Origin of the sequence: Streptomyces djakartensis, from assembly GCF_014651075.1 — a bacterium.
GTDB lineage: Bacteria > Actinomycetota > Actinomycetes > Streptomycetales > Streptomycetaceae > Streptomyces > Streptomyces djakartensis.
The window spans coordinates 81,094-97,253 of the sequence record NZ_BMWE01000009.1; the positions used below are offsets into that span (position 1 = coordinate 81,094).

The following is a 16,160-nucleotide window of genomic DNA, read 5'->3' on the forward strand; positions in this document are numbered from 1 at the left end:
CCTCAGGCAGCGCTCAGTCGAGCGGCAGCGCGTCCATGTAGCTGTTCGAGGGGCGCTGCACCTTCTTCACCTCGCGGGCGTCGAGGGCGACCTCGGCGGAGTCCGTGCCCAGGGTGCCGCCGGGGTGCCAGCTGCCCGTCACCGTCACCCAGGTGTCCGCCTTCGGCGTCGCGACGCCGTGCACCCGCACCTTCAGCGACTGGGCGTCAGCGGCGCAGCAGTTGAGCAGCAGGCGGGTCAGGTACCAGCCGTCGCCGTCGTCGGCGGGCGTCACGAAGCCCGTCATCCGCACGGTCCGCTCCTCGATCGCCCGGGTGCGGTCCTGCCGCACGCGCCGGGTGAAGTCGCCCAGGGTGATCGGGACGGGCGAGGTCGCGGGCAGTGGCTCGAAGTCGTCGTCCCCCGCGTCCCGCGTCTGGGTCGCCCGAGGCGCCTCGCGGGCCGCGGTGTAGGAGCCGAGAGCGGGTGGGGCGTAGAACAGGAGGCTCAGGGCGGGGAGGAAGAGCAGCCACGCGACGTGGGGAGGCGGGTGCCCCTCGTCGCGGCGCGCCGTGCGGTACGCGCTCCACGCCTCCGCCAGCCCCAGTGTCAGCAGCACGAGCCCGGAGACGATCAGCAGCGGGCGCATGCCCGGCTTCACGTACCGCAGGAACATGTCGGTGAAGAGCGACGCCTGCAGCAGGCCGAGACCGCTGAGGACGAGCAGGAGCGCCTGTACGGGCCGCTTCACAGCAGCACCCCTCCGATCAGCGCGCTGCACGCGATCGCCACCACCGTCGTGGCGGCGGAGAAGCGGACGGCGAAGGTCCGCCCGAACGTGCCGGTCTGCAGGGCGATCAGCTTCACGTCGACCATCGGTCCGACCACCATGAACGTCAGTTGGGCGACCGGCGAGAAACCGGACAGCGAGGCCGCCACGAACGCGTCCGCCTCCGAGCAGACCGCGAGCAGGATGGCCAGTGCGGCGAGGAACAGCACCGACAGCCAGGCCGAGTCGGCGAAGGTGCCGAGGACCGAGGGCGGTACGGCGACGTTGAAGGTGGCCGCGGCCAGCGCCCCCACCACCAGGAAGCCGCCGGCGTGGAGGAAGTCGTGCTGGAAGCCGCCTCGGAACTCGGCCCAGCGGCTGTGCCCCGGCTGGTGCCCGGTGTGCCGTACGGCCGGTCGCAGCCACTCCTCCTTGCCGAGCCAGAGCCACAGCCAGCCCATCGCGGCGGCCGCCAGGAGCGAGGCGAGCAGCCGCGCCGCCACCATCTCGGGCCGGCCGGGGAAGGCGATGGCCGTGGCGGTCAGGACGATCGGGTTGACGGCCGGGGCGGACAGCAGGAACGCGAACGCGGCGGCGGGCGCGACGCCGCGGCCGATCAGGCTGTTCGCGACCGGCACTGACGCGCACTCACAGCCGGGGAGCACCACCCCCGCGGCACCGGCGACCGGCACCGCCAGCGCGGGGCGCTTCGGCAGCAGCCGGGTGAACACCGATGCCGGCACGAACGCGTTGATCGCCCCGGACAGCGCGGTGCCCAGCAGCAGGAACGGCACCGCCTGCACCGTCACGGAGAGCGCGACCGTCCGCCAGGCCTGTAGCGCCGGGGCTTCCCCCCACCGCCCGACGAGGTAGAGCACCAGACCGGGCAGTACGGCGGCGCCCAGCAGGAGCGGCCAGTGCCGCGGCCAGGCGCGGGCACCCGGCTCAACAGCCGCGGGCGCTTCCGGGGAGCGTTCCTCTGTGTCCTGCATCCACGCTCCGACCCGTCACGGTTTCTCCATAAGACATAAGACCGGATCAACATATCGGGTGGGGCGTCCATCGTCCGACGCGGCTGACGGCACCGTCTTCGTTTGGGCGATGCGGGGCCGGGCAACCCGGACCGCCGCATGCAGCACGTGATACCCGGTCAGCAGGAGTCAGATGAGCCACGACCGTCTGGAGGCGATCTGGGACGAGCCCGGTCACCGGTGGCCGGCCGGTCCCTGACCGATCCTCCGACGAGCAGGAGCCACTTGTGGACTGGTACCCGCTGCGCCTGACCACCCCGGTCAAGAGCCACGTCTTCGGCGGCCGGGCGCTCGCCGAGCGGTGGGGCCGCGCCGGTCTGCCCGACGGGCCGGTGGCGGAGACCTGGGAGGTCAGTGACGTCGACGGCGAGGGCTCGCGGGTGACGGACGGCCCGTTGGCCGGACGCTCGCTGCGCGGCCTCACCGAGAGCAACCCCGACGAACTGGTCGGCCACGGGTGGCGCGGCCCGCGTTTCCCGGTCCTGACCAAGTTCATCGACGCGGCCGGCCCCCTCCCGGTTCATCTCCACGCCGACGACGCCACCGCACGCCGGCTGGAGGGCGAGCCGAACGGCAAGACCGAGGCATGGCACGTCCTCGACGCGGAACCGGGCGCCACCGCCCTGGTCGGGGTGAGGGCCGGCGTCGACCGGGACCGGCTGCGCCAGGCCCTGCTGGCGCAGGACTTCGACGCGGTCATGCGCCGGCTCCCCGTACGCGCGGGGCAGACGCTGTACGTGCCCGGCGGGACACTGCACAGCTTCGGGCCCGGCACCCTGGTGTACGAGATCGAACAGACCTCCGACATCCAGCAGCACGCGATGCCGTGGCGCATGGAGGACGGCTCGGCGCTGGACGAGGAGGAGCGGCGCGCCAATCTGGAGCGGCTGCTCGAGCAGTGGCGCCCCGATCCGCGCCCCGACTTCCGGCCAGGGCTGTGCGTCCCGGTGGACGACGGGGTGGAGCGCACGGTGCTGTGCGCCGGTCCGCACTTCGCCCTGGAGCGGTGGCGGGTGGGCACCGCGGCGCCGCTGGTGCGCGACTTCTCCACCGCGCTGGTGCTCAGCAACGCCGGGGCGGCGGTCACCGTGGAGTCCGGCGGGCAGCGGGTGCCGCTGGAGCGCGCCGGCTCCCTCCTGCTGCCCGCGGCGCTGGGCAGGGTGCGGATCCAGGGACCCGCCGACGTGCTCGCCGGGTATCTGCCCGACCTGGAGCGCGACGTCCGCTCACCGCTGCTGGCGGCCGGGCACGGGCAGGCCGCCGTCGCCGCGCTCGGCGAAGGGCTCGACGGGACCGGCTGACGGCTGACAGCGGAGCGACGTGTTCAACCGCACGGTGGCGGAGTTCCTCGTGGGGACATGGTCCGGTGGGCCCGTGCGGTCAGGCACTCCTCAGCGAACGCGAGCGCTTTGAGGTGGTACGCCCGGGCGGCCCAGCCGAGGCTGATGTTGTGGCCGGCGTGCGGGAGATGGTCGACGACGACCCGGGGAGCCGCGGACAACTGCCCCGTCAGGTCGGCGAGGTCGTCGTCCTCACGGCCCCACCACGCCTCATGCTGCGCGAAGGTGAGCCGGACCGGCACGCGGACGCGCGGCAGGATCGCCCCCGACAGCCGCAACCAGCCCGCCACCGTGCTGAACTCCCGGGCCGGCATGGGCGCCACGACCGTCCTGCTCATCCGGAACGTGTCGGACGGATACAGGCTCAGGGGTCCCCAGTTCAGACGCCGCAGCCCCTCGCCCCGGCCGGGGCGGAGCCGGCCCGCGGTCACGGCCAGCCTGCGGCCGCACCCGGAGACATCCACGCCCAGCAGCGCCGGAGCGTCCCAGTCGGCGGCCACGGCGAAGGCGACCTTGGCGCCGAAGGAATGGCCCAGCAGCAGCGTGCCGGTACCCGGAGCGTGGGCGGCGGTGAAGGCGGCGATCGCCGCGCGCACGGTGGTGGCCTGCGGGCCGAGTCTCTGGCCGCCCGGAAGGCCGGCGGCGGAGGCCCCGTAACCCGGGCGGTCCAGAGCCAGCACCGTGTAGCCCAGGCGCGCTCCCAGAGTCAGCAGGGACACATCGGGGTGGGCCTGGCCGTCGAAGTACCCGGCGTTCATGCCACCCCCGTGCAGGGCGACGATCACAGCGCGCGGCGGACCCTGTGCCGGCTCACTCAGCAAGCCCGAGAGGGCGACGCCGTCCGCGTCGAGGGTGACCGGGCGCACCCCGGGAGACAGCTGCCGCGGTTGCCGGCCACGTCCGGCGGCAGTGGCCATGCCCTGGCTGTCTTCCGTCTCTGACCACGAACACAAGGGGCGGACGTCCATGAATCCCAGCATGACCTGTGCACCCGTCGCTGCCGCCTGGACAGGGCCATATGCCGTACCGCGGCTCGACCGGGCAGGGGGGCGCCGTGCACCGAGACGGGCCGGGGCGCCCTCCGCCGCCGTCACCGCCCCCGCGACAGGGAGCCACCCGGCAGCCCCGGAACGCCCGCGGTGGCGTCCTCGCGGCCCACCTCGTGGTGGCGGCCGTCGGGCCGGGGCAGGGGCTTGAGGGCGACCTCGATGCGGTGCGTGGAGTCATGGCTCACCGAACCGCCCAGACGGGCCTCGATCACGCCCAGCCGCAGACCGGCCCCGCCCTCGCCGGCCCGGTGGAACTGCACCGAGAACTCCAGGCTGACCTGCTCCACGCTGAACCGCCAGTCGCTCTCCGCGCCTTCGGTCTGAGCCCGCGCCAGCTCCGCGCGAACCGCTCCGATCGCCTCCGCGAGACCGATCGGCTCCACGTCCCTCATGTCAACACCCCGCCCTGTTCCACTGATTGACCGATTCACCCTGCTCACGAGTCTAGGGAGGCACCACGTTCTGCGCGTAATGTGAGACAGCATGGGGGAATTGCGTGCTGACTGGAGGCTCAGGCTGCGCCGCGGGGACGCACACGGCCCGGTATGCGGGGCCGGCGTGCTCGTCGACCAGTACACGGCGCTGACCTGCGCGCATGTGGTGCGCCATCCGGATGCGGTCATGTGGCTGGAGTTCGCCGAGAACAGCGACCTCGAACCGGTCTCCGCACGCGTCATGCCCGGCGGCTGGCTGCCGGAGGGTGAGCGCGGTGAGGACGTCGCCGTGCTGCGCCTGGACAGCCCCCGCCCTCAGGCGCGCCGCGCCCCGCTCCAGCCCGGACTGTGGGCGGGGATGGAGGTGTACGCGACCGGTTACGCGGAGGGATTCGACGACGGCATGAGCCTGTGGGGGCGCATCGGCGGCGCCAGCGGTGAGCGGGTGCAGCTGGACGCCGTCACCAAGGCGGAGGTGGTGCGCGCCGGCTTCAGCGGTGCCGCCGTGTGCACCCGGCCCCGGGACGGCCGTCCCACCCGTGTGGTCGGTCTCGTCGTCAGCTGGCGCGGCGACCTGGGCGAGGTCCTGCCCGAGAACAACCGGCTCTCCTTCTCGTATCTGATTGCCGTCGACCGCATCGCGGAACTGTCGCCGCTTGTCGCGGAGTTGAGCGGTCCGGCTGCCTGGGACGAGCGTTTCGAGGAGCGGTTGACCCGGTGGTTCGACGACCCGGACGCGAATCCGGTGAAGATCACCGTGGTGCCGCCGGGCAGCGGCAAGGACCGCTCGCTGCGCCATCTGGCGCACCGTGCGCACGTCGTCCACCGCGGTGGCTCCGGCAAGCCGTACCTGATCGACCACGCCCTGGAGCAGGTCGCCTTCCCGGCCGGCGGGTACCTGGCGTACTGGGGCTGGCTGGACGGCACCAGGCCCCAGCCCGAGGGGGCGGCCCAGCGTGCTCCCGACCCGCCGGTCACGGTTCTCGTCGACGGCCTCGACGAGGAGCCCCGGCCCGACGCCCTGATCGACGTTCTGGCGCGGCTGCGGGTGTTCGGATTCCGGCTGCTGCTCGTCTTCCGCCACGAGGGCGGCCCCGGCTGGACCGCGGCCCGTGACCGGCTCCTGCGGCCCGCGCTGCTCCACCACGCGGATGCGCTGCTCGACCGTCTGCAGCAGGCGGAGGCCCGCTGGATGCAGAGGTACCGCATGGTCGACAGCGAATCCCTCGCCCCCGTGACCGCCACGGCCGAGGGGCACCGGGCCGCGCGCCGGCTGATCGGCGAGGTGAGGGATCCGCAACAGCAACTCACCCGGCTGCGCGCACTGGTCAGGGCCCTGCGCGCCGACCTGAGCGTCCATGGAGACCGGTGAGGGGCTGCGAGAGGATGATGACGACCTGCCCGCACCGGCGCTTCGCCGGAGGCCCCTGCGGCGGCACCGTACTGCCCACCGGCTACTGCGACGTGTGCGGCCGCGCGAAGAACGCCACGGGGCTGCCCGCCCTGCCCGAGGACCCGAGGGAACTCGGCCCTCTCCGGCTCCTCGAGCTTCCCGAGCGAGAGCCACGGCCGGCCGAGGAACGCCTCATCAGTCCCGAGGGCCCGCTGCGCATCAGCATGCGCTGCTCATCCACCGGCTGCGGCATCCCCTTCGCCCCGCCCTACACCGAGGGCCCCGTGCCGATCAAGGGGTTCTGCCCGGCCTGCGGCGAGCGCTACTCGTACGAGCCGGAACTCGCCAAGGGTGACATGCTGCGCGACCAGTACAAGATCATGGGCCCCATCGCGCACGGCGGCCAGAACTGGGTCTACCTCGCCGAGGACACCCATCTCGGTGACGTCGTCGCCGTCAAGGGTCTGCTCAACCGGTACGAGCAGGACGGCGCCCGGCTGGCCGACGTCGAACGCCGCAACCTGGTCGCCATCCGCCATCCCCGCATCGTCCAGATCCGCGACTTCGTCGCACGCAGCGACGACACCGGGGAGGTCACCGGCGGGTACACCGTGATGGACGACGTCGGGGACGGCACCCTCGCGAAAGTCGTCGAGGAGGTCCGGCGCGGTGAGTTCGTCCTCGACATCGAGCACGTCGCGGCGTACGGGTGCCAGATCCTCGAAGCCCTCGCCCACCTGCACGCCGACGGTGAGCGGGTCTTCGTCTACGGGGACATGAAGCCCTCGAACGTCGTCCACCACAGGGACGGCATCAAGGTCATCGACCTCGGTGGCATGCGCGAACAGGGCCAGCGGCAGCCGCCCGCTCATGTCACGCCCGACTACATGGCGCCCGAGGCCGGGACGTCGGGCCTGATCACCGTCGCCCACGACCTGCACACGGTCGGCGTCACCCTGGGGGAACTCGCCCGCTGGGCCGTCACCGAGGTGCCCGGGCTCGGCGCCGCCTCGTTCCACCGGGTCGTCGACCGCGCCGTCCGGACCGCCCCGTACCGGCGCTTCGCCGACGCCCGGGAGATGGCCGGCCAGCTGCGCGGCGCGCTCCGGGAGATCCGGGCGCTGCGCGGCAAGAGCGACCCGCCCGAGCCCTCCGACTACTTCCGGCCGTCCACGAGGCTGCTCGGGGCGCGGCTCGGCACGGTGCCGGGCATCGAGCACTGGCTGAACCGCCCCCGCCGCGACCGGTACGAGCCCCCCGTGGCACCGGCCCTCGACCTCGGCACCCCGACGCCCGCCGAGATCGCCGACTGTCTGCCGGTGCCCCGGCCGTACCCGGGCGACCCCCAGTCCACGCGGTTCGAGGTGAGCAGCGGCTACGACCCCGGCCAGCTCCTCGAACAGGAGGGCGAGAAGCCGCGCTCGGTGGAGATCTGCCTGCACAACGTGCGCGTCCTGCTGAGACGCGACACACGGGAGGCTGTGGAGCTGGCGCAGGAGGAGGTCGACACGGCCGACTCCATTCCCGGCCCGCCCGCCGTGCGCCGCTGGCGGCTGGAGTGGCACCGCGCCCTGCTGGCGCTGCGCGGCGCCGGCCTCGACGACGACCCGCGCCAGGTCGCCGAGGCGAAGGCGCGCTTCGCGAAGGTCCTTCTCGAACTGCCCGGCGAGTACGCGCCCAAACTGGCCCTCGCCTACTGCGCGGAGTGGCTCGGCGACGACACGGCCGAGCCCACGGCCAAGGAGCTGTACGAGGCGGTGTTCGCCCGCAACCCGGCGCACGGTGGCGCCGCCCTCGGCCTGGCCCGGCTCGCGCTGCGCGCGGGCGATCGCCGGGCGGCCGTCGACGTGCTCGGCAGGGTGCGGCAGGGCACGCTGGACCACACCGTCGCCCGGATCGCCTCCTTACGCATTCGCGCGGCCCGGCTGCCCGGGGACCGTGATCCGCTGCCCGCGCCCTCCGAGGTCGACGCGGCGCTGGCCGAACTGCACGGCCTCGTGGGCCGGAGACCGGGGGCCGGGGAGCCGAGCCTGTCGGAGGACGAGGCGCTGCGCCTGAGCACCGAGTTCCACGAATGGAAGCTGGACGCGGTGCACGGCCTGAACGACCGGACCGGTTCACCGGGAAGGGGGGCCGGACGACTCAGCGCCCGCGGCCTGAGACGTCTGAGCGCGCCGGAGCGGGAACTGCGCAAGCAACTGGAGTCGCACTACCGGCGCCTGGCGGAACGTCACCAGGAGCCGGCCGCCGTCCACGAGCACCTCGTGGACCTCATGCACGTGGTACGGCCTCAGACCCTGATCTGACCCAGGTGAAGGAGCGGTGACGTACGACATGAGCAGCCCCACCCGGACGCCGCAGCCGGGCATCCGACTGCGCGTCGACCTCGGTGGCGATCCGCGCCCCGACCGGAGCGCGAAGATCGAGGCCCATCTGCGGGTCGACGTGGCCGCCGACGGCGCGCCCACGGACCTTCCCGCGGTGAGGCTCGCCGTCATCATCGCGGTGGACGTCGCCGAATCCAACCGGGCAGCCGTACGGTACGCCCTGCCGGCCGCGCTGAAGGCCCTGCCCGACCGCATCTCCTTCGCCGTGCTCGGCAGCGGCCCCGAGCCCGTCCGGTGTTATCCGCGGGGCACCGACGAGTGGGCCGTCGCCGACCGGGACGAAAGACGCCGGGCCGCCTTCGTCTCGGGATCGCTCCCCCTGCACGGGGAGGAGCCGCGTCCTGCCGGATACGCCGCCTGGCTGGCCAGAGCGCGGGCCCTGTTAGCCGGCCGGCCGGTGTCCGTCCGGCATCTGGTGCTGATCACCGACGGCAGCAGCGCGGGCGCCGACCCCCGTCTCGACGAGGAACTGGACTCGTGTGCCGGGCAGTTGACCTGTGACGTGTTCGCCATCGGCGCGAGATTCGCTCCCGACCCCCTGCTGGCCCTCGCCGAACGCCTGCACGGCACGGCCGAGTTCGTGGACGACGGGCTCGGCCGTGCGATCACCGCCGCCATCCAGCGGCTGCGCCGGGTGCACACTCCCCAGCTGCCGATCGAAGTGGCCGTGAAGCCTTCCGTGCGCCAGGTCTCGCTCAGCGAGAAGGCGCCCCAGCCGCACCGCCTGCGCGGGCTGCCCCAGCCGGGACGGCCGCACAGCTGGAGCTTCCCCACCTACCAGTGGGAGCAGGGCACGCGCGACTACCTGCTCACCCTGGTCGCCGACTCCGGCGCCGACCCCTTGGAGACCGAGCTGCAGTTCGCCATGGTCTCCGTCGGAGAGGTCCACGCACCCGTCGTCGCCCGCTGGCACATCCCCGATCTGTCGCCACCGCAGGCCCTGACGGGCGCCGGCAGCGTGCGGGACCTCCAGGCGACCGTCAGGATGCGGAGTGCTCTTCGCCGGGGACTCGAAGCTCTGCAGGAAGGACGACTCGACGTCGCGAGGGAATGCCTGGGAGAGGCCGCCCGGCTGGCGGTGCGGTTCGGCGAGGAGTGGGTGCTGGACGAGATCCGTACGGTCGCCGACATCGAGGACGCGGCCTCGGGACGGGTCCGGCCGCGCATCGTCGACGCCGATGCCCTCGGCCCGATGATCCTGCGCGCCGGGTCCCGTCCCGGCGCGCCCTTGTCCGAGACCGCCGGTACGCGGCCGCGCCCGCTCTGCCGCCGTTGCCACACCCCGGCCGGCGCCGAGGCCCGTCACTGCGTCTCGTGCGGGGTGAAGCTGCTGTGACGGCCGGACACCCGGCCTCATGGCGCCGGTACTCCCTCGCCGCCTTCTGGCGCCGGCTGCTGAGTCCCTGGCGGACCCGCCGGCTGCTGGAGGCGCATCTCATCGTCCTGTTCGTTCTCGCGGCCGTGGCGTCGACCACGCTGTTCCTCTCCTGCCGCCAGGCCCAGCACGGCGCCGAAGCCCTCGCGTCCCGCGAGGCGCCGGCCGTGCAGGGACTCGCCGCCACCCGGCTCGCGGCCCTGCGCGCCGATCAGGAGGCGCAGGTCCTGGTGAGGATGAACCTGCTCGGCGTCGCGGGCTCGGACGAGCCCTACGAGTCCCAGCTCTCGGCCGCCGACCAGGGCCTGTCCCGGATCGCCGACCGTACGGATCAGGATCTCGGCACGGTCAAGGGAGTGCTCGACTCCTACAGCGACTCGCTCAGCCGCGCCGCGTCCCTCCGCGACGAGCCCCTCATGCAGAAGCACAAGCTCACGGAAGCGGACTCGATGCTCACCCGCCCGACCGTGGGGGTCGTACCGCGCCTCGACGCACTGCAGCGGGTCCAGATGGAGCACGCCGAAGCCACGGCCACCATGGGGCGGTGGCAGCACGGCGGGTGGTGGCTGGCCGAACTCGCGCTGGGCGCGATGGCGCTGACCCTGCTCTCGGCGCTGTTCGTGCTGCGTGACCGCTGCGGCCGTGACTGGAATCCGTACCTGCTCGCGGCCTTCGTTCTCACCGTGCTGCTCGCGGTGGTCCCGCTGACGACGACGCTCTCCACCGGGAACGACCTCAAGGAGGCGGTCAAGGACCTGCGCCAGATCACCGACGTCTCCCGCAACAGCGGCCCGCGACTCGCCGAGGCGCAGCAGCGCGTCACGGAGACGGCGGAGGAAGTCCGGCGGAAGACCGCCGACAGCGCCTGGACCGACGAGGTGTACCAGGGCACGCTCGTCGGCGGTCTGATGGCCATCGTCCTGCCCGTGCTGGGGCTCGGCCTGCGGCTCGACCACGACTACTGGAGGCGGCGGTGACCCGACGGTTCAGAGCGCTGGTCTTCGGCGTGGTGATGCTGCTGCTCGCCGCCGGCGGCATGGTGGTGGTCTGGGCGCAGCACGACGACGAGGAGCCGGTGACCATCCTCGGGACGTGGACGGCCGGGCAGGCGGAGCAGTTCGAGGCCGTGCTGCGCGGTTTCGGCATCCCCTTCCACTACCAGGGCACCGCGGCCCAGCGGGAGGTGCTGCTCTCCCAGGTGCAGTCGGGGGAGCCTCCGGACATCGTGATCATGCCGGGTATCGGCGAACTCGCCGAGTACGCGGGGCAGGATCTCCTCAAGCCGCTGAACGGTCTCTACGACCCGCGGGAGTACGGCCCGCCCTGGAAGTCGACCGGATCACCCTCCGAACCGGCCTACTGGGTCCCGGTCAAGGCGGATTTGAAAAGCATCGTCTGGCACCGCCAGGGAACCAAGCCCGCCAGGTCACCTGCCCCCATGCGGAGTTGGTGCATGGGCATGGGTGATGACGGCGCCTCCGGCTGGCCCGGGACCGACTGGATCGAGGACCTCGTGCTGCAACGGGCGGGTCCGGCCGTCTACGAGAAGTGGGCGCTGGGCGGCGGCAAGTCGGAGTGGTGGCGAAGTGACGCGGTGCGTGGCGCCTGGGAGGCCTGGGCCCGTCTGCTGGGGCAGGACAGGGAGGCGGCCCGGCAGGCGCTGCTCACCGACCACCGGGGCGCCCCGGACAGCAACGGGCTGCTTTTCGAACACCGGGACAGCTGCACCCTGGAGCACCAGGGCTCCTTCGCGCGCTCCTTCTACGGCAGCAAGGCGCGGCACGCGAGGCTGGTGGACTCGGCGCCGCTCCTGCCGGGAGGGGGCGGGCGGGTCAGGGCCCGCGAGGTGACCGGTGACTTCGCGGCGCTGTTCAGCGACCGACCGCAGGCCCGTGCGCTGATCCGGCGGCTTGCCTCCAGGGAGGGCCAGCAGAAGTGGGCCGATCTGGCGGAGGTCTTCTCGGCGAATCGCGAGGTGACGCACCGGGGCGGTGAGGTCGACGGCGAGATCGCGAAACGGCTGGGTGAAGGGCCGCGTTGCCTGGACGCCTCGGACGTGATGGCGCCCCCGGTGCGGGACGCCTTCTACGAAGCCGTCCTGCTGACCATCGCGAGGACCGCCGAGAAGCAGGACGTCGACGTCGAGGGTCTCCTCCGGGATGTCCAGAGCGTGCAGAACACCCACTTCCAGCAGAGCTCGCAAGGCACCGGTGACGGAGCCGCTCCCGAGACGGTGTGCAGCATGCGGTGACCGGCGGGCAGGTGCGGCGGGACAGGCCCGGCCCGTTCCGGGCGTAAAGCGACCGAAGAATGGATAGGGGCTATACGGCGAAACGCGGGGAGTGTCGGACGTGCCCGGATGCCGGGCGCGCGGCTTCAGGGGAGGGAGCGCGCATGGACGGCCGGCCCTTGTACCTCGAACCCCGGCTGGGACCACGGCTCAGGTCACTCCTGGCGGCGACCGGGACACTGCACACGCTCACCGACGCGCTCGGCTCGCCCCTGCACGTCGTGGTGCCGGACCAGATCGCGGAGAACCTGGCCGGGTTCCGGTCGGTGTACCGCAGGCACCATCTCTCCGGGCAGGTCTTCTACGCCCACAAGGCCAACCGGTCCAGCGCCCTGCTGCGCCGCCTCGCCGCCACGGACGCGGGCGTGGACGTCGCGTCCCTGGGCGAGTTGCAGCACGCCCTGGGGGCCGGTCTCACGGCCGACCGGATCACGGCCACGGGGCCGAAGAACCCCGAGTTCCTGTGGCTCGCGGCCCGTACGGGCGTGACCGTCAGCGTGGACGCGACCGCCGAGCTCGAGCAACTGGCCGCCTTGGTGCGGCGGTACGCGCTCGCCCCGGTGCGGGTGCTGCTGCGGCTGTCGGGGTTCGAGACGCCGGGCGTGAGGGTGCTGAGCCGCCGCAGCCGGTTCGGCACGCCGGTACGGGAGTCGGAGACCCTGCTGAAGGCGGTCGAGCGGCACGGTGACGCGGTCGACCTGACCGGCGTGGCCTACCACCTGGACACCACCAGCGTCGCGGAGAAGGCGACCGCCGTGGAGGGGTGTCTGGCCGTCCTGGAAGCCTGCCGGAGCCGGGGGTTGCGGCCCCGGGCGGTGGACGTCGGCGGCGGGTTCGGCGTCAGCTACCTCGCCGAGCGGGAACAGTGGGAGGCGTACACGACCGAGCTGACCTCGGCCGTGCTGGGCCGGCGCCCGCCGCTGACCTGGGGCGGTCACGGATACGGGCTGCGCGAGGAGTCCGGCACCCTGCGCGGCGCGCTCGGCCTCTACCCCGCCCACCGGTCCGTCGCGGGCGCGTCCTACCTGGACGAGCTGCTGTCCCGGCCCGCCGCCTCGCTCGGCGGCCGTCCGCTGGCCGCGCTGCTGCTGGAGCACCTGTACGACCTGCACACCGAACCCGGGCGGGCGCTGCTGGACCAGTGCGGGCTGACGCTGGCGAGAGTGCTGGAGGTCCGGACCCAGGAGACCGGCGGGGAACTCCTCGTGCGGCTGGCGGCGAAGGCGGACGACATCGCGCTGGAGGACCACGGAGTGCTCATGGACCCGGTCGTCCTCCCCCGCGGCGGAGCCGGGCCGGGTGGGGGGCCCGTCGCCGTGCACCTCTTCGGCAGTCTCTGTCTGGAGAGCGACCTGATCACCCGCCGTACGGTGTTCCTGCCGCGCCGCCCGGAACCCGGTGACCTGCTCGCTTTCGCCAACACCGCCGGTTACGCCATGGACTTCCACGCCACCCGCGCCCAGCACCAGCCCGCCGCTCGCAAGGTCGCCGCCTGGCAGGACGGCGACACGTGGCGCTGGTGCCTGGACGACCAGTTCTGGCCGATCACGCCCTCGGGGGGAGCCCAGTGAGGTACGACAGCATCACCGAGGCGATAGGCAACACCCCTCTGGTGCGGATAGACCCGGCCGTGCACGGCCTGCGCAACATCGACCTGTACGCCAAGCTGGAGATGCTCAACCCGTTCGGCTCGGTCAAGGACCGGGCCGCCTGGAGCATGGCGGGGCCCCTGCTGGCGGAGGCGGTCGAACACGGCAGCCAGGTCGTCGAGTTGTCCAGCGGCAACACGGCCAAGGCCCTCGCGGTCATCGCGGGCATGCACGGCCTGGGCTTCAGAAGCGTCACCAACCGGATGCGGGTGCCGGAGATCAAGGACCTTCTGCTGCTGCTCGGCGCGCAGATCGAGGAGCTGCCCGGGCAGAGCGAGTGCCTGGACCCGACCGCCACGGACGATCCGCTGACCCTGTTCCACCGGACGCTGTCCGCCTCCGGCAGCGCCTATCTCCACACCGACCAGTACTTCAACCCGCGCAACACCGAGGCCCACCTCACCGGCACCGGGCCGGAGATCGTCAAGGACCTGGACGGCCGGGTCCCGGACTGGTTCGTCGCCTGTGTGGGCACCGCCGGTTCCTCCACGGGGGTCGCCCGCGCCCTGCGCGAGGAGGACCCCTCGGTGCGGGTGGTCGGGCTCGTGGCGGCCAAGTCCGACTTCATCCCGGGGATCCGCACCATCGACGAGGTGCAGGAGGTCGGCCTGTTCGACCCGGACACGTACGACACGATGGAAGCGGTCGGCGCCGACGAGGCGATCGAGGGGATGCTGACACTGAACCGCCGTTGCGGCATCCTCGGCGGGCCCACCGGAGGGGCTGCCTACTTCGGCGCGGTCCGTCATCTGCGACCGCTGGACGAGGAGTCGGAGGAGCGGCGGACCGCCGTGTTCATCGTCTGCGACCGGGTGGAGAGCTATCTGAGCTACGTCCGGCAGCGGCGCCCCGATCTGCTGGGCCGGCCGCCCCGGAGGAACTCGCCCGCCGACCTGTCCGACGCCGAGATCGCCGGGGCGCCGTCGGTCAGCGTGGCCGAGGCCCGGAGCTGGATCGACACCGACCGGCCGCTCGTGGTCGACCTGCGCAGCCCGTACGCGTACGCGGCGCTGCACATCGACGGGTCGGTCAACATCGTCGACGAGCTCTTCGCCGAACTCGTCCGGGGCGGCCTGCCGTTCGGCAAGCGCCAGTCGGTGCTGCTGGCCTGTCCGGTCGGCGAACAGTCCGCGCGGTACGCGGCGCTGCTGACCCGGATGGGCCACCCCGACGTGCGCAGCCTGGCCGGCGGCATCATCGCCTGGCGGGACGCGGGCGCTCCCCTGGTGCGGGACTGACCGGCATGACCGCACCGCTCACCCGCGAGGATCTGCGCCCGTGGCAGCGGGCTCTGCGCGCCCAGTTCCCCATCGTCACCGGGCATCCGGAACTGGCGTACCTGGACAGCGCGGCCACGGCGCAGAAGCCGCAGGCCGTGCTGGACGCCGTGCACACGTATCTGACGACGTCCAACGCCAACTCCGCGCGTGGCACCTACACCTGGGCCAACCGCACCACGGAACTGGTCGAGCGGACCCGCGAGCGCGTGGCCCGGTTCCTCGGGGACCGCCGGCCCGAGCGCTCCACCGTGCACTTCACCAGCGGCACCACCGAGGGGCTGCGCACGATCGGCCGCGACTGGCTGCCGGGGTTCCTGCGCGACGGCGACGAGATCGTCGTCCCGGTCGCCGACCACCAGGCCAACATCGTGCCCTGGCTGGAGGTTCAGCGGCTGCTGGCCCGCGAGGGTGTGCACGTGCGGGTGGTGCCGATGCCGTACCAGAGCGGTTCCGGGGACTACGACCACCGGGCGCTCGCCGAACGCGCCGGTCCGCGCACCCGGTTCGTCGCCGTGACCCATGTGCACCACGTCTACGGCGGTGACATGAACGTGCACCGCATCCGCGAGGCCGTCGGCCCGGACGCGGTCATCTGCCTGGACGCCGCGCAGAGCGTCGGTCATCTGCCCGTCTCCGTGGCCGAGTTGGACGTGGACTTCGTGGTGTTCTCGGGCCACAAGGCGCTGGCCCTGCCCGGTTCCGGGGCGGTGTGGGCCCGGCAGGCGCGGGGGCCGGCGTTCGTACCCGGAGGCTGGAGCGGCACCCCGAACACCGTGGGCATCGCCTCACTCGAAGCGGCTCTGGACTGGCTGGACGCCGCCGGTCCCGACCGGATCGAGCGCTGGACGGCCGATCTCTCGACCCGCCTCACAGAGGGGCTGCGCCGGCTGGACGCCTACGAGATCCTCGGCTGCCCGCTCAGCCTGGCCGCCGGCACGACCGTACAGCGCCGCCGGGGCATCGTGACCCTGCGGCACCACGCCATCGACTCGGGCGACCTGGGGTTCATCCTGTTCAGCCACGGGTTCATGGTCCGCTCGGACCATCACTGCCAGGGTGACGCGGGCGAGAAGACCGGTTCGGTGCGGGTGAGTCTGCACGTGTACAACACCGTTGAGGAGATCGACCGGCTGCTGTCGGTTCTCGCCTCACTCTCCTGACACCGCCGACTATGCGTAATGGGA

13 protein-coding genes are annotated in these 16,160 nt (G+C 72.6%); 9 read left to right on the forward strand and 4 right to left on the reverse strand.

Features of this window, described 5'->3' with window-relative positions; translation table 11 throughout:
- Positions 1-13: 13 nt before the first annotated feature.
- The gene (locus tag IE212_RS17090) at positions 14-730 is read right to left on the reverse strand and encodes a TIGR03943 family putative permease subunit (protein WP_190198720.1); all 717 of its coding nucleotides are present in this window, start codon (positions 728-730) and stop codon (positions 14-16) included.
- Positions 727-1,740, reverse strand: a complete 1,014-nt coding sequence (locus IE212_RS17095) for a permease (protein WP_190198721.1) — start codon at positions 1,738-1,740, stop codon at positions 727-729. The genes IE212_RS17090 and IE212_RS17095 overlap by 4 nt, the downstream gene beginning before the upstream one ends.
- A 266-nt stretch (positions 1,741-2,006) precedes the next feature.
- Here IE212_RS17095 and IE212_RS17100 point away from each other — a divergent pair, with 266 nt between their 5' ends.
- On the forward strand, positions 2,007-3,080 hold the full coding sequence (locus IE212_RS17100; protein ID WP_190198722.1) for a class I mannose-6-phosphate isomerase: 1,074 nt from the start codon (positions 2,007-2,009) through the stop codon (positions 3,078-3,080).
- Positions 3,081-3,103: 23 nt separating this feature from the next.
- Here the strand turns inward: IE212_RS17100 and IE212_RS17105 are convergent, their stop codons facing one another.
- Both IE212_RS17105 and IE212_RS17110 read right to left on the reverse strand, forming a co-directional pair.
- Positions 3,104-4,036: an alpha/beta fold hydrolase gene (locus IE212_RS17105; protein ID WP_190198723.1), complete on the reverse strand. Its 933-nt coding sequence runs from the start codon at positions 4,034-4,036 to the stop codon at positions 3,104-3,106.
- A 173-nt stretch (positions 4,037-4,209) separates the two neighbouring features.
- A complete protein-coding gene (locus tag IE212_RS17110; protein WP_190198724.1) occupies positions 4,210-4,560 on the reverse strand; it encodes a trypco2 family protein in 351 nt (116 codons plus the stop codon).
- A gap of 91 nt (positions 4,561-4,651) precedes the next feature.
- Here IE212_RS17110 and IE212_RS17115 point away from each other — a divergent pair, with 91 nt between their 5' ends.
- The 8 genes from IE212_RS17115 to IE212_RS17150 all read left to right on the forward strand — a co-directional run bounded on the left by IE212_RS17115 (position 4,652) and on the right by IE212_RS17150 (position 16,136).
- On the forward strand, positions 4,652-5,974 hold the full coding sequence (locus IE212_RS17115; RefSeq protein WP_190198725.1) for a S1 family peptidase: 1,323 nt from the start codon (positions 4,652-4,654) through the stop codon (positions 5,972-5,974).
- A gap of 14 nt (positions 5,975-5,988) precedes the next feature.
- Entirely contained in the window at positions 5,989-8,301 is a 2,313-nt protein-coding gene (locus IE212_RS17120; protein ID WP_229864389.1) for a tetratricopeptide repeat protein, read from the forward strand.
- Positions 8,302-8,329: 28 nt separating this feature from the next.
- Positions 8,330-9,718 (forward strand): vWA domain-containing protein, encoded by a 1,389-nt coding sequence (locus tag IE212_RS17125; protein ID WP_190198726.1) that lies wholly within the window; start codon positions 8,330-8,332, stop codon positions 9,716-9,718.
- Positions 9,715-10,734, forward strand: a complete 1,020-nt coding sequence (locus tag IE212_RS17130; RefSeq protein WP_229864391.1) for a hypothetical protein — start codon at positions 9,715-9,717, stop codon at positions 10,732-10,734. The genes IE212_RS17125 and IE212_RS17130 overlap by 4 nt, the downstream gene beginning before the upstream one ends.
- A complete protein-coding gene (locus IE212_RS17135) occupies positions 10,731-12,008 on the forward strand; it encodes an extracellular solute-binding protein (RefSeq protein ID WP_190198727.1) in 1,278 nt (425 codons plus the stop codon). The genes IE212_RS17130 and IE212_RS17135 overlap by 4 nt, the downstream gene beginning before the upstream one ends.
- A 143-nt stretch (positions 12,009-12,151) precedes the next feature.
- Positions 12,152-13,618 carry a Y4yA family PLP-dependent enzyme gene (locus tag IE212_RS17140; protein WP_190198728.1) on the forward strand — a complete coding sequence of 489 codons (1,467 nt, stop codon included), beginning with the start codon at positions 12,152-12,154 and terminating at the stop codon, positions 13,616-13,618.
- The gene (locus IE212_RS17145; RefSeq protein ID WP_190198729.1) at positions 13,615-14,934 is read left to right on the forward strand and encodes a pyridoxal-phosphate dependent enzyme; all 1,320 of its coding nucleotides are present in this window, start codon (positions 13,615-13,617) and stop codon (positions 14,932-14,934) included. The genes IE212_RS17140 and IE212_RS17145 overlap by 4 nt, the downstream gene beginning before the upstream one ends.
- 5 nt (positions 14,935-14,939) lie before the next feature.
- Positions 14,940-16,136: an aminotransferase class V-fold PLP-dependent enzyme gene (locus tag IE212_RS17150; protein WP_190198730.1), complete on the forward strand. Its 1,197-nt coding sequence runs from the start codon at positions 14,940-14,942 to the stop codon at positions 16,134-16,136.
- Positions 16,137-16,160 lie beyond the last annotated feature (24 nt).

Coding starts and splice junctions, on each gene's coding strand:
- IE212_RS17095 (WP_190198721.1), bottom strand. CDS start 1,740: ATGCAGGACACAGAGGAACGCTCCCCGGAAGCGCCCGCGGCTGTTGAG.
- IE212_RS17105 (WP_190198723.1), bottom strand. CDS start 4,036: ATGGCCACTGCCGCCGGACGTGGCCGGCAACCGCGGCAGCTGTCTCCC.
- IE212_RS17110 (WP_190198724.1), bottom strand. CDS start 4,560: ATGAGGGACGTGGAGCCGATCGGTCTCGCGGAGGCGATCGGAGCGGTT.
- IE212_RS17115 (WP_190198725.1), top strand. CDS start 4,652: ATGGGGGAATTGCGTGCTGACTGGAGGCTCAGGCTGCGCCGCGGGGAC.
- IE212_RS17120 (WP_229864389.1), top strand. CDS start 5,989: ATGATGACGACCTGCCCGCACCGGCGCTTCGCCGGAGGCCCCTGCGGC.
- IE212_RS17125 (WP_190198726.1), top strand. CDS start 8,330: ATGAGCAGCCCCACCCGGACGCCGCAGCCGGGCATCCGACTGCGCGTC.
- IE212_RS17140 (WP_190198728.1), top strand. CDS start 12,152: ATGGACGGCCGGCCCTTGTACCTCGAACCCCGGCTGGGACCACGGCTC.
- IE212_RS17150 (WP_190198730.1), top strand. CDS start 14,940: ATGACCGCACCGCTCACCCGCGAGGATCTGCGCCCGTGGCAGCGGGCT.